Source organism: Nocardiopsis trehalosi NBRC 14201 (assembly GCF_001552555.1).
Classification (GTDB): Bacteria; Actinomycetota; Actinomycetes; order Streptosporangiales; family Streptosporangiaceae; genus Nocardiopsis_B; species Nocardiopsis_B trehalosi.
In genome coordinates this window covers 1-13,018 of record NZ_BCRK01000173.1, presented here as the reverse complement: position 1 = coordinate 13,018, position 13,018 = coordinate 1, and the positions used below count along the sequence as shown (strand labels likewise).

Below are 13,018 nucleotides of genomic sequence, written 5' to 3'. Positions count from 1 at the left end.
CTGCTCCCCGCGCACGCGGGGATGAGCCCCACGCCATGTCGGCCGCGCGGACCGTCGCCGCCTGCTCCCCGCGCACGCGGGGATGAGTCCTTCCGCGCGAGCATTTCCGCGAGTGGCGCGTCCTGACCTCCCCCGCGTACGCGGGGTGGGGCCGGCTCTCGGGTGCCGGGTGGGGCTATACACCTCCCCCGTTCCCGTTGGGGCGGGTTCGAGGGGTGCGACCGCATCCGGACATTCTCCTATTCGTACCCCGTGTGTCCCTGCCCTCCGTTTGAATCACCCCCATGGTTGACGAGAACCGCCTGCGGGACCCTCTGGGGCCGCTTTCCCGGGCGGCACGGTCGGTGTGGGCGAAGCACGATCGCGATACCGAGGGCTGGCTGCCCTTGTGGCGGCACATGGCCGACAGCGCCGGTGTGACCGGGCGGCTGTGGGACGAGTGGCTGGCGCCCAGCGTCAAGCGCCGGATCGGTGAAGGGCTGCCCGAGGGGGAACAAGACGGACGGCTGCTGGCGCTCTGGCTGGCCGCCGTACACGACATCGGCAAGGCGACCCCCGCCTTCGCCTGCCAGGTCGACGGCCTGGCCGACACCATGCGCGCCCACGGGCTCGACATGCCGCTCCACCGGCAGATGGCCGACCGGAAACTGGCGCCGCACGGACTGGCCGGGCAGCTTCTCCTCACCTCCTGGCTCCAGGAGCGGCACGGGTGGAGCCGCCGGTCCGCCCTCCAGCCGGCGGCGATCGTGGGCGCCCACCACGGTGTCCCACCGGGCGACACCGATGTGAAGCTCGCCGCCGACCACCCCGCCCTGCTCGCCACCCCGGGCCACGAAGACGTCTGGCGCGGCGTCCAGCAGGAGTTCCTCGACGGCGCCGCCCGCGCCTGTGCGGTGGAGGGCCGCCTCGCCGCCTGGAAGGATCTCCGCCTCGCCCCGACCGCCCAGGTGCTGCTGAGCGCGATCGTCATCGCCAGCGACTGGATCGCCTCCAACCCCGAACTCTTCCCGCTGTTCCCCGACGCCGCCGAGAGCGATGCGGACCGCATCGGCGACGCCTGGAACCAGCTCGACCTGCCCCGCCCCTGGACCCCGCGCGAGCCGCGGGACGACGCCGACACCCTGTTCCGTTCGCGGTTCTCCCTGCCGCCCGACGCACGTGTCAGGCCGGTCCAGGAGGCGGCGCTCGAAGCCGCCCGCGGAATGGCCGGCCCGGGGATGCTCATCATCGAGGCGCCGATGGGGGAGGGGAAGACCGAGGCCGCGCTCGCGGCCGCCGAGGTCCTCGCCGCACGGTCAGGCGCCGGCGGATGCTACGTCGCGCTGCCCACCATGGCCACCAGCAACGCCATGTTCCCCCGCCTCACGAAGTGGATCACCGCGCTCGCCCGCGCGCAGGGCGCGGCCGACCCGCAGTCGGTTTTCCTCGCCCACTCCAAGGCGGCACTGCAGGACGATTACGCCGACCTCATGCGCCACGGCCGGTGGGCCTCGGCCGACATCGACCGCGACGGGGGGCGGGAGGCGGCGACCGGTGAACTGGTCGCCCACACCTGGCTCAGCGGCCGCAAGAAGGGCATGCTCGCCTCCTTCGCGGTGGGCACGATCGACCAGCTCCTCTTCGCCGGGCTGAAGAGCCGCCACCTGGCACTGCGCCACCTCGCCCTGGCGGGGAAGGTCGTCGTCATCGACGAGGCCCACGCCTACGACACCTATATGAACGCCTACCTCGACCGGGTGCTGTCGTGGCTGGGCGCCTACCGGGTCCCCGTGGTGGTGCTGTCGGCGACCCTGCCGGCAGTGCGCCGCCGCGAACTCGCCGCGGCCTACGCCCAGGCGCGGCGGGACGCCCCCGGGTTCGCCCCGGTCGCGCAGGCCCAGGGGTACCCGCTGCTCACCGGCGTGGTCCCCGGGGAGCCACCCCGGGTGTCGGCGCCGGCTCCCTCCGGGCGCCGGACCGACGTGCGCGTCGAGCGCCTGGACGACGACGCCGGCACCCTCGCCGAACGGCTGATCGGCGAACTGGCCGACGGCGGGTGCGTCCTGGTGGTGCGCAACACCGTCCGGCGCGTCCACGCGACGGCCAGGGAACTGGAGGAGCGGTTCCGAGGCTCCGGCATCGAGGTCACCGTCGCCCACGCCCGGTTCGTCGACCTCGACCGGGCCGCGAAGGACAGGGAACTGCTCGCCGGCTTCGGGCCACCCGACAAGGTGGCCGAACTCGGCGGGCGGCGGCCGACCACGGGTCGCGTCGTTGTCGCGAGCCAGGTGGTCGAGCAGTCCCTCGACATCGACTTCGACCTGCTGGTGACCGACCTCGCCCCCATCGACCTGATGCTCCAGCGCATGGGGCGGCTCCACCGGCACCTGCGCGGGGAGGGGCAGAGCGAGCGCCCGGAGCGGCTGCGCGCCGCCCGCTGCCTGGTGACCGGCGCCGACTGGGCGGAATCCCCGCCCAAACCCGACCGGGGGGCCGAGTACGTGTACCGCCCCTACCCGCTGCTGCGCGCCGCCGCAGTCCTGGAGCCGCACCTGGCGGCGTCCGACGCGGGCGACGACGCCGGGGCCACGCTGCACCTCCCCGATGACATCGACCGCCTCGTCCAGCACGCCTACGGCGAGAAGTCCGCCGGCCCCGCCGATTGGCGGGAGGCGCTGGAGCGGGCGCGGACCACGCACGAGGTGGAGCAGGCGAGGAAGGCCGAGGACGCGCGGGCGTTCCTGCTCGGCGCCCCCGCCAAGCCCGGCCGCTCCCTCATCGGCTGGGTGGACGCCGGGGTGGGCGACACCGACGACACGCACCGCGGTCGCGCCCAGGTCCGCGACAGCGCCGACGGCCTGGAGGTCCTGGTGGTGCAGCGGCGCTCCGATGGAACGCTGACCACGCTGCCCTGGCTGGCGGACGGCCGCGGCGGAGTCGGACTGCCCGTCGACGCACCCCCGTCCCCGCGGGCGGGGCGCACGGTGGCCGCCAGCGCCCTGCGTCTGCCCTTCCCCTTGGTCCGCCCCGATCTCATCGACCGGGTGATCGGCGAACTGGAACGGGACTTCTTCCCGGCATGGCAGACCAAGGACGCCCACTGGGTGGCCGGCGAGCTGGTCCTCGTTCTCGACGAGAACTGTCGCACCCGACTGGCAGGCTGCCACGTAACGTACTCGCCCGACTACGGTCTCGAGGTTGTGAATGACGACTGACGACGGCGCCGGTGCCTTCGACCTCACCGAGCGGCCGTGGATCCCGGTGCGGCGCCGCGACGGCACCGACGACGAGCTGTCGCTGCGCCAGGTGTTCGCCCAGGCGCACAGCGGTCCCGACGGTGTCGCGCGCCTGGTCGGCGACCTGCCCACCCAGGAGTTCGCGCTCCTGCGCCTGCTCCTGGCCGTCCTGCACGACGCCCTGGACGGGCCGGCCGACATCGACGACTGGCACGAGCTGTGGGTGGAGAAGACGCTGCCCACCGAGCGGATCGACGCCTACCTCCACACCCACCGCGAGCGCTTCGGCCTGCTCCACCCTCGCACGCCCTTCTTCCAGGTCGCCGACCTGTACACCGCCAAGAAGGAGCACTTTTCGCTGGACCGCATCGTCGCCGACGTCCCCAACGGGGAGCCGTTCTTCAGCATGCGGGCGCGCGGCGCCCGGCGGCTCGGCTTCGCCGAGGCCGCCCGCTGGCTGGTGCACGCCCACGCGTTCGACCCCTCCGGCATCAAGTCGGGCGCCGTGGGCGACCCCGACGCCAAGCAGGGCAAGGGATACCCCCGCGGCGTCGGCTGGGCGGGCAACCTCGGCGGTGTCTACGTCGAGGGCGACGACCTGCGCGAGACCCTGCTGCTCAACCTCGTCGCCGCCGACTTCGAGCCAGTCCGCGCCGACGAGGGCGACCGCCCGGCATGGCGTTTCCCGCCCGGCGGCCCCGGCATGCTCACCGGTACCGAGGCGGTGTCCCGCCCCTACGGGGTGCGCGACCTCTACACCTGGCAGAGCCGCCGGGTTCGGCTGTTCGCCGACGACGAAGGCGTCTACGGCGTGCTGCTCTGCTACGGCGACCCGCTCGACGCCGCGAACCGGCAGCAGCGCGAACCCATGACCGGCTGGCGGCGCAGCCCCGCCCAGGAGAAGAAGCGGGGCAAGGCCCTGATCTACCTGCCGCACGAGCACCAGCCTGCACGCAGCGCCTGGCGGGGCTTGGAATCCCTGCTCCAGGACCAGGGCGATATCCAGCGCGGCGAGGCCGCCCGTCACCTGAAGCCGCCGATCATGGACTGGGTGGCACGGCTCGTCAATGAGGATGTTCTGCCGCAGGACCACTTCATTCGCGCCCGCAGCGTCGGTGCGCGCTACGGCACGCAGCAGTCGGTCATCGACGAGGTCACCGACGACCGGGTCGACATGTACGTCGCGCTCCTGGGTGAGCAGTCCACTCGGTTGCGCCAGGCGGCCATCGACGCCGTCTCCGACGCGGACAAGGCCGTGCACGCCCTCGGGGACCTGGCGGCCGGGCTCGCCGAGGCGGCGGGCATCCCCGCGGACACCCCCCGGAATCAGGCGTATGACCGCGCCTTCGGCGAACTCGACGGACTCTTCCGCGCCTGGCTGCGCGACCTCGGCCCGCAGGCCGACCCAGAGCAGCGGCGCCGCGATTGGCAGGTCCGCGTGCGGGCGACCCTCGTCCGGATCGCCCGTGACCTCGTGCTCAACGCGGGGGAAGCGGCGCACACGGGCCGCGTCGTAGAGACCCCGCAGGGCGACCTCTGGCTGAGCGCCGGCCGGGCCGAGCGCAGATTCCACCGCGGCCTCGCCAAGGCCCTCCCCCTGACAGTGACGACCCCCACCTCCAAGGAGCACGAGTGACCCCGGCCGTCGATGAAAAGCGCAAAAAGGTCGAACGCCCGGAGCTGGACACCCTTGGGAACGCGGTCCACAACCGCCTCACGTGGCTGCAAGAGGGGTACGTCAACGAGCGGGACGTGCCGTTGGCCGTGCAGAACCTTGCCGAACTCCGCCGGGGCGCGGGGCGCCTCCCCGAGGACGTCCCCGAATTCCTCGGTGAGGACTACGGTCTGGACGAAGTGTGGATCGCCGACGACCGGCCCATACGCGCCGCCCACGTCGCCCTTACCCTCTACGCCCGGCATCAGCAGTCGCTGCGCACCCCGGACCTGCGTATGTACCGCTGGCACTCCCCGGACACCCAGCGTCCCTCGCTCGTGCACAACCTCGGCTGGGCCGTACGGCGCCTCATGCCGGCCCAGGAGATCAGCAGCCCCATCCGCCAGCGCTTCGTCCAGGTCGGGAAGGCCACCACGGTCACGATCATGGCCGAACGCATGCGCGGCTTGATCGACCTGATGCGCCGCGATCGCATCCCCCTCGACTACGCACTTCTCGCTGAGCACATGCTCTTGGCCCAGCGACCCGGCGGCATGCGCCAGGTGCGCCGCGCCTGGGACCACGGCTTCAACGCCTACCGGCCGCCCAAGCCGACCGCCGAGCAAACTTCCGCCGACGACGACACCGACCACACCGACAAGGACGCCCCGTGAGCCGAATCATCCTCGACGTGCACGTACTCCAGACCGTCCCGCCGAGCAACATCAACCGCGATGACACCGGGTCGCCCAAGCGGGCCGTCTACGGCGGGGTCAACCGCGCCCGCGTCTCCAGCCAGGCGTGGAAGCGCGCCACTCGGGAGGCGTTCCGGGACGTGCTCGACCCGAGTGAACTCGGCACTCGCACCAAGCGCGTCGCGGAGCTGGTGGCCGAGAGCATCCGGCGGCAGGACGACTCCATCGAGCAGGCCGAGGCCCTGGCGCTGGCCGCTGCGACCGTCACGGCCGCCACCGGCACCAAGATCGAGCCACCCAAGCGCGCCAAGAAGGACAAGGACAACGGGAACGACGAGGACACGGCGCCCCAGTCCTCCTACCTCATGTTCCTCAGCGCCCGCCAGCGCGACGGTCTGGCCGAACTCGCCGTGGAGGGCCGCGACGACATCGCGGCCTTCCTCAAGGCCAAGCAGAATAAGGACCGCGCCAAGCGCATCGCCAACACCCGCCACTCCGTCGACATCGCCCTGTTCGGCCGGATGGTCGCCGACGCGTCCGACATCAACGTCGACGCCTCCGCCCAGGTCGCCCACGCCATCAGCGTGCACGCCGCCGACACGGAGTCGGACTACTACACCGCCGTCGACGACCGCCGCGAGGACGACGAGCCCGGAGCCGGAATGATCGGCACCGTCGAGTTCAACTCCGCCACCCTGTACCGCTACGCAGCGGTCGACGTGAACCGGCTCGCCGAGAACCTGGGCGCCGGCCTGCGCGACGAGCAGCCCGGGACCGCTCCGGTGCGCCGCGCGGTCGAGGCGTTCGTCCGAGCGTTCGTGGAGTCCATGCCCACCGGCAAGTCCAACACCTTCGCCAACCACACCCTGCCCGACGCGGTCGTCGTCAAGCTGCGCGACTCGCGCCCCGTCAGCTTCGTCGGCGCCTTCGAGGAGCCCGTCACCCAGGACGAGAAGAGCGGCCAGGTCCGCGAGGCGTGCCGGAAGCTGAGCCGTTACATCCCCGAGGTCGAGGGCGCCTACGGCGCCGAGGCGGTCGCCACCTGGGTGCTGCGGGTCGGTGAAGCCACCGAGGATCTCGCCGGCCTCGGCGACGAGGTCACGCTCGGCGACCTGGTGGACGGCGTCGGGGAGGCGGTGGCCCGGCGCCTGGAGACGTCCGCATGAGCGTCCTCGCCCTGCAACTCGCCGGCCCCCTCCAGGCGTGGGGGGCGCGGTCCAGGTTCGCCCGGCGCACCACCGAGAACGCCCCGACCAAGAGCGGGGTCATCGGCCTGCTCGCCGCCGCGCTGGGGCGTCGCCGCACCGACGACGTCAGCGACCTCGGGCGGCTGCGCTACGCCGTCCGGGTCGACCAGCCCGGCGTCCGCGTCCGCGACTTCCAGACCGCCCACCACGCCGACACCGGCGACGCGATGCCGGTCTCCGAACGCTTCTACCTGGCCGACGCCGTGTTCTTCGCCGCCCTCGAAGGCGACGCCGGACTCATCGCCCGGCTCGACCGCGCGCTCCGCGATCCGGTGTTCCTGCCCTACCTGGGGCGCCGCTCCTGCCCGCCGGCGCGCCGGATCGACCTGGGCGTCCGCGACGCCGACCTGTGGACCGTCATCGCGGAGCAGGAGTGGATCGCCGCCGACTGGTACCAGAGATCGCGGCGACGCGAGGCCGAGGTCGAACTCGGCGTGTGGCTCGACACCGGTCCCGGGCACACGGCCGCACACGAACTCCGCGACGTGCCCCTCAGCTTCGCCCCGGAGCACCGCCGGTACGCGGTCCGCGGGGTGGCCCACACGACCGTGACGACGTCGAACCCGTATGCCGAGGCCGACACGCCCGCCCCTGACGCGCCCGCCCTCCACCACGATCCTTTCGCCGCACTGGGAGGCGACTGATGTACCTCACCAGGGTCCGCCTGAACACCGCACGCGCGGGCGCCCGCAAACTGCTCGCCTCCCCGCAGGCCATGCACGCAGCGGTCAAGGGCGCCTTCGTCGACGAACCGCCCAGTGCCCCGGAGGGTTCCCGGGTGCTGTGGCGCATCGACCGCCCCAACCGGGCGGAGGCCTACTGCTGGATCGTCAGCCCCGCCCAGCCCGACCTGACCCATGTGGTCGAGCAGGCCGGTTGGCCGACCACTCAGGCTTGGGAGACCCGCGACTACCGGCCGTTTCTGGCGAAGCTGGCCCCAGGGCAGGTGTGGGCGTTCCGCCTCACCGCCAACCCCGTGCACAGCATCCGCCGCAAGGACGGCGAACCGACCAAGGTGACCGCCCACGTCACCCCGGCCCACCAGGCGGGATGGCTGTTCCAACGCCAGGAGGTGGCGGGTTTCCGCATCCGGGAGAAGCCGCCGGAGCAGCGGCTGGCCGACGACGACGTCCACGAACTGATCGTGCACGACCGGCGCAGCCGCCGGTTCGGCAAGATCGAGCAGGACGGCAGCCGGAACCGGGTGCCGCTGGTGGCCGTCACGTTCGACGGCCGCCTGGAGGTCACCGACCCCGACGCCCTGCGCCGCGCATTGGTCGCGGGCCTGGGCCGGGCCAAGGCCTACGGCTGCGGACTGATGACGTTGGCGAAGGCGGACTGAATGGCCGGCACGATCGGGACCCGGCCGACGCTGACCCCCCGCGAACTGACGCGCGCGGGGGACCGGCTGTCGTTCGTCTACCTGGAACGGTGCACGATCCACCGCGAACACAACGCCATCACCGCCGAGGACGGCGACGGGGTCCGCTACATCCCCGCGGCGACGATCGGCACCCTGCTGCTGGGGCCGGGCACCCGCGTCACCCACCAGGCGATCAGCGTGCTCGGCGAATGCGGGGCGGGCGTGGTGTGGGTGGGAGAGCACGGCGTGCGCTACTACGCGGGCGGCAGGGCGCTGTCGAGATCGGCGGCTCTCGCCGAGGCCCAGGCGACCGCGTGGGCGAACCGGCGCGCCCGGCTCGACGTCGCCCGTGCCATGTACCGGATGCGCTTCCCCGACGAGGATCCGGCGGAGGCGACCCGTCGGCGGCTCCTCGGGATGGAGGGCCAGCGGGTCAAGGAGTTCTACAGGAAGGAGTCGGCCAGGACAGGGGTGCCGTGGCGCGGCCGGCAGTTCACCCCCGGCGACTTCGCCTCCGGTGACGCCCCCAACCAGGGCGTCACCGCCGCCGCCCAGTGCTTGTACGGCGTCGCGCACGCGGTCGTCGCCGCCCTCGGGTGCTCCCCGGCGCTCGGGTTCGTCCACTCCGGGCACGAACTGTCCTTCGTGCTCGACATCGCGGACCTGTACAAGACGGAGATCGGAATCCCGGCCGCCTTCGACATGGCGGCGGAGGGCTCCGATGAGGTCGGGGCGAGGACCCGCCGGGAGATCCGCGACCGGATCAACCGACTCGGCCTGCTGGATCGCTGCGTCGACGACATCAAGTCGCTTCTGCTGCCAGAGGGGGCGGACACGGAGGTCGAGGACGCGCCGGACCGGGTGGGGTTGCAGACCGACGGCGGTGTCGACGTCGAGTCGGGTGTCAACTACGGGGTGATCTGGTGACGGTGATCGTCCTGTCCACGTGTCCGGCCGGGCTGCGCGGATACCTCACGCGGTGGCTGGTGGAGATCTCCGCGGGCGTGTTCATCGGTGGGCCGTCGGCCCGCATCCGTGAGGCGCTGTGGCAGGAGGTGAAGCAGTATGCGGGCACGGGCCGGGCCCTCCTCGCGTACAGCACCGACAACGAGCAGGGGTTCGCCTTCGAGACCTTCGACCACAAGTGGCGCCCGGTGGACCACGAGGGCCTGACCCTCCTCCTCCGCCCGCATCAGCAGTCGGCGGACGCCATCCAGCCCACGAAGGGCTGGAGCAAGGCGTCCCGCCGCCGCCGCTTCGGCGGCCGGTGAACAGCAGGGCGACTCGCGGCCTCGCCTGAGGACGTGCTGAGGCCGGCCGAGGCCGCTATCCAGGTGTCGTCCCTTCACGGAAGCGGCCAGTCCAGCGGTGGCTTCGTTCGGCCTCCCGGCCGCCATGAAGTTGCTCAAAACCGCCCCCCGGCGCAGCATCACCCCAGGTCAACAAGACTGCCCCCCGCGCACGCGGGGATGAGCCCTACTTTCTGCGTAAGCAATGGCGGCGCCCACACTGCCCCCCGCGCACGCGGGGATGAGCCCAGGGCGATCGCGGCGAGAGAAAGGGTGTCGACCTGCCCCCCGCGCACGCGGGGATGAGCCCGTCGAGCTCGACCCGGAGAACCTGTCCGGGTTCCTGCCCCCCCGCGCACGCGGGGATGAGCCCGCCCGGATGATGTCGGCCGCGAGCTTTTCCGCCTACTCCCCGCGCGCGCACGCAGGGAATGAGCTCCCGATCGCGCCCGAGGAACTGGCCGCCGTGGGAGACCTAAAGGGCGGTAGGCCGGATGTCTCCGACCTACCGCCCATTTTTGTCCCGAATGCCCGGTCCACCAGTGGTCCACAGAGGTCCGGGGAACGTGGAGGAGGATGGCGAAGGGCGGCACAGAAAGACCAGCGGACGAAGGTGTATCGCCGCTGGTCAGTGCTGTGATTCGGCTAGTGCCGCGAGGGTGCCCCCTGCAGGATTCGAACCTGCGCACACGGCTCCGGAGGCCGTTGCTCTATCCCCTGAGCTAAGGGGGCGCGCTGCGTGGACAACATTAGCAGGGCCGCGAGGGTGGATCGCGCAAATTTCCGGGGGGTTCGGCCATACGCCAGCGGGGGCCGGGGTGCGGCGGCTAGTCTCGCGCCCGTGGGTGGAGATGCGCTGGCACGGGTCCTGGTGGTCGACGACAACGAGGTGATCAGGCAGCTCATCGCCGTGAACCTGCAGCTCGAGGGCTTCGAGGTGCACACGGCGGTGGACGGCCAGGACTGCCTTGACCGCGTGGGCGACGTCCGCCCCGATGTGATCACGCTCGACGTGATGATGCCGCGCCTGGACGGCTGGGTCACGGCCCTGCGGCTGCGCGAGAACGAGGAGACCCGCGCCACCAAGGTGGTGCTGATCACCGCTCGCGCCCAGGAGGACGACCTGCGGCGGGGCCGCGACATCGGTGTCGACGCCTACCTGACCAAGCCGTTCGACCCGAACGAGCTGATCGTGACCGTCCGCGACCTCGCGGGACTGTAGTGGCCCCCGTCGTACCTCCGGGCGGGGACGGTGGGGTCGGCGATTCCTCGGCGTCGGCGGCGGCGGACGGCACCCCCGCGGACGTGCCCCCCGCGGAGGCCGTGCCCACGGGCGCCCATCCGGCGGACAGGACCTCCACGGACGCCACTGTCGCGGGTCCCGATCCGAGGGAATCCGCCCCCACGGGTGCCGCTCTCGCGGAGTCCGGGTGCGCCGCCGGTGGTGCCGCAACGCCTTGGGCGGTGGCCGGGTTGCTGCGGGCCGCCGCGGCCGAGGTCGTCGGCCCGGGCGTCGCCGTGCCGCCCGCTGATCCGCGCCGCCCTCCGGCCGACGCGTCCGGGCACGTCGCGAGTGCCCTGCCGCTGCGCCTGGCCGGGGCCGCAAGGCGCGATCCCGGGGAACTCGCCGCCGAGATGGCCGCCGTGCTGCGATCCCGTCCCGAGATCGCGGACGCGGTCGCGCACGGACGCGGCTTCGTCAACGTCACGTTGACCCCGCGCGCGCTCATCGCCTTGGTCCGATCGGCCGCCCGCGACCCCCTCTACCTCGTCGGGGGCGGGAGGGCCGCGGACGGGTGCCGAACGACGCCTGAGGTTCCGGCGGGTGGCGGATCCGGCCGGGGGCTATCCGGCCTGCCCCCCGTTTCCTCGGCCGTTCCCGGGGCGGCCTCTGACCCCTGGGACGACGGGGTCGGGGCGGCCCGGGACCGGGTGCGGGCGGAGGTCCGCCGCCGCATCGCCGCCGCCGCGGACGCGGTCGCCGCCGTGATGGACGGCGGGGTGGAGCCCGGCGCCGACGCGGGGGAGTGCGCAGATTCGGACGGTCGCGATGCGGCCGACGCCCGGTGGCCCGGCGAGGTGGAGGGTGCGGGCGGTGGGTCCGGCGCCGTGCCCGATGTCGCGGACTACCCCGTGCTCGCGCGGGAGGTGTCGTGGCGGGACCCGTGGTCGGACGGCGCTTCCGGTGCGGGGGAGGCCGCACGGCTGCTCGCCGCCGTGGGCGAGGCGAACGCGCGCTACGCCTTCTGCCGCTCGGCGTCGGACCGGCTCCGGCCTGGTGAGGCGACCGGCGCCGGGCTGCCCGCCCTGCCGACGGCCGACGCCCCGGGGAACTGGGGCCGGTACACCGACGACAACCCCGCCTTCGCCGTGCGCTACGCCCACGCCCACGCGGTCAGCAGCCTCAGGTGGGCTCGTGACGAGGAGCGGGCCGGCGGTGGAGCGGCCGCCCGGAGCGGCGAAGGCATCGTTGGCGTGAACGGCGGTTCCGGTGTGGTGGCGCGGGGCGCGGGGGCCGCTGACGGGACTGTCGGCCGGGGGGGCGGGTCCGAAGGGGCGGAGGCGGTCGGCGGTGCCGTCGGGTGCGGGATCGGGCCTGGGAGGGCTGATGGGCCGTACGAGGGGGGTGACGGCGCTCTGGTGGGGGAGGGCGGCTCCTCGGGCGGTGGTGGTGAGGGCGTCGGCCTCGGCGCCGCCGCCGGCACCGGCACCGACGCCGACGTCGACGCCGGGGGTCGTGTCGGGACCTTGGGGGTGGAGGGGGCCGGGCTCGGGGTGGCGGGGGAGCGGTTGGCCGGGTGGGTGTTCGACGGTCCCGTCGTGGTGCGGGCCTCGGGGCGGCGGGACGAACCCCATATGCTGGTCCGCTACCTCGAAGGTCTCGCGATTGCCTACCATGAGTGGCGAGAATCCCGCGGTGGCGCCACGGGGGCGGCCGGTGCTCCGGCCACGGGCGGCGCCGTCGTCGGGGAGGATTCCATGACGCGGCTCGACCTGTGCGCCGCCGTGGCCGGGGTCCTCGCAACGGGGCTGTCCCTGCTCGGTGTGTCCGCGCCCACAAGGCTGTGAACTCCCCGACCCGCGTCGCCCGCACCGCAGGCCCGCCCCCGCCGCACCGACCACCGCCGGACGCCCCGCGCCGGGTCGGCCGGACGCCCCTCGGGGCGCCGGCCCCCTCCGACCGGAGACCGGCGGTCCGCCTTCCGAGGCGACCCGTCCCCTGCGGGGAGCCGGCCCTTCCATGAGAAGGGCCGGTCCCTCCCGCGTAGGGGCGGGCCGTCCCGGCCGTTCCCGACGGGGAGTCGGCCGCTCCTTCCGTGGGTGCCGGTCCCTCCGCGTGGGCCCGGTCCGTGCTCCTCAGTGGGGCCCGGTCCCTCCCGTGCCGGGGCGGATCGTGCTCCTCAGCGGGGGTCGATCGTCCCCGACGGGAGCCGGTCTCTCGCGTGGGGGGCGGTCGTCTCGGCCGTTCCCGACAAGGCGCCGGTCGCTCCCGTGTGAGGGGCGGCCGTTCCCGACAAGGCGCCGGTCGCTCCCGTGTGAGGGGCGGCCGTTCCC

The 13,018-nt window shown here is 73.2% G+C and carries 10 protein-coding genes and 1 tRNA gene; 10 read left to right on the top strand and 1 reads right to left on the bottom strand.

Features of this window, described 5'->3' with window-relative positions; all coding sequences use genetic code 11:
- The first annotated feature begins 284 nt into the window (after nt 1–284).
- Genes NT8_RS22860 through cas2e form a run of 8 tightly spaced genes read left to right on the top strand, consistent with a single transcriptional unit; the run spans nt 285 to nt 9,445 of the window.
- On the top strand, nt 285–3,194 hold the full coding sequence (locus tag NT8_RS22860; RefSeq protein WP_067973448.1) for a CRISPR-associated helicase/endonuclease Cas3: 2,910 nt from the start codon (nt 285–287) through the stop codon (nt 3,192–3,194).
- Nucleotides 3,184–4,851, top strand: a complete 1,668-nt coding sequence (gene casA, locus NT8_RS22855; protein ID WP_067973446.1) for a type I-E CRISPR-associated protein Cse1/CasA — start codon at nt 3,184–3,186, stop codon at nt 4,849–4,851. The genes NT8_RS22860 and casA overlap by 11 nt, the downstream gene beginning before the upstream one ends.
- Nucleotides 4,848–5,543 (top strand): type I-E CRISPR-associated protein Cse2/CasB, encoded by a 696-nt coding sequence (gene casB, locus NT8_RS22850; protein WP_245646292.1) that lies wholly within the window; start codon nt 4,848–4,850, stop codon nt 5,541–5,543. The genes casA and casB overlap by 4 nt, the downstream gene beginning before the upstream one ends.
- Nucleotides 5,540–6,730: a type I-E CRISPR-associated protein Cas7/Cse4/CasC gene (gene cas7e, locus NT8_RS22845; protein ID WP_067973444.1), complete on the top strand. Its 1,191-nt coding sequence runs from the start codon at nt 5,540–5,542 to the stop codon at nt 6,728–6,730. Before casB ends, cas7e begins: the two co-directional genes overlap by 4 nt.
- Nucleotides 6,727–7,455 (top strand): type I-E CRISPR-associated protein Cas5/CasD, encoded by a 729-nt coding sequence (cas5e, locus tag NT8_RS22840; protein ID WP_067973440.1) that lies wholly within the window; start codon nt 6,727–6,729, stop codon nt 7,453–7,455. Before cas7e ends, cas5e begins: the two co-directional genes overlap by 4 nt.
- Nucleotides 7,455–8,153, top strand: coding sequence for a type I-E CRISPR-associated protein Cas6/Cse3/CasE (gene cas6e / locus NT8_RS22835; protein ID WP_067973437.1), 699 nt, complete (start codon nt 7,455–7,457; stop codon nt 8,151–8,153). The genes cas5e and cas6e overlap by 1 nt, the downstream gene beginning before the upstream one ends.
- Nucleotides 8,154–9,101, top strand: a complete 948-nt coding sequence (gene cas1e / locus NT8_RS22830) for a type I-E CRISPR-associated endonuclease Cas1e (RefSeq protein WP_067973434.1) — start codon at nt 8,154–8,156, stop codon at nt 9,099–9,101.
- The gene (gene cas2e / locus NT8_RS22825; RefSeq protein WP_067973432.1) at nt 9,098–9,445 is read left to right on the top strand and encodes a type I-E CRISPR-associated endoribonuclease Cas2e; all 348 of its coding nucleotides are present in this window, start codon (nt 9,098–9,100) and stop codon (nt 9,443–9,445) included. The genes cas1e and cas2e overlap by 4 nt, the downstream gene beginning before the upstream one ends.
- A gap of 678 nt (nt 9,446–10,123) precedes the next feature.
- Here the strand turns inward: cas2e and NT8_RS22820 are convergent.
- Nucleotides 10,124–10,195, bottom strand: a tRNA-Arg gene (locus NT8_RS22820).
- A gap of 124 nt (nt 10,196–10,319) precedes the next feature.
- On the opposite strand from NT8_RS22820, the gene NT8_RS22815 reads away from it, so the two are divergent.
- The gene (locus NT8_RS22815) at nt 10,320–10,685 is read left to right on the top strand and encodes a response regulator transcription factor (RefSeq protein ID WP_067973450.1); all 366 of its coding nucleotides are present in this window, start codon (nt 10,320–10,322) and stop codon (nt 10,683–10,685) included.
- A 242-nt stretch (nt 10,686–10,927) separates the two neighbouring features.
- On the top strand, nt 10,928–12,532 hold the full coding sequence (locus NT8_RS31360; protein ID WP_169805249.1) for a DALR anticodon-binding domain-containing protein: 1,605 nt from the start codon (nt 10,928–10,930) through the stop codon (nt 12,530–12,532).
- The last annotated feature ends 486 nt before the right edge of the window (nt 12,533–13,018 follow it).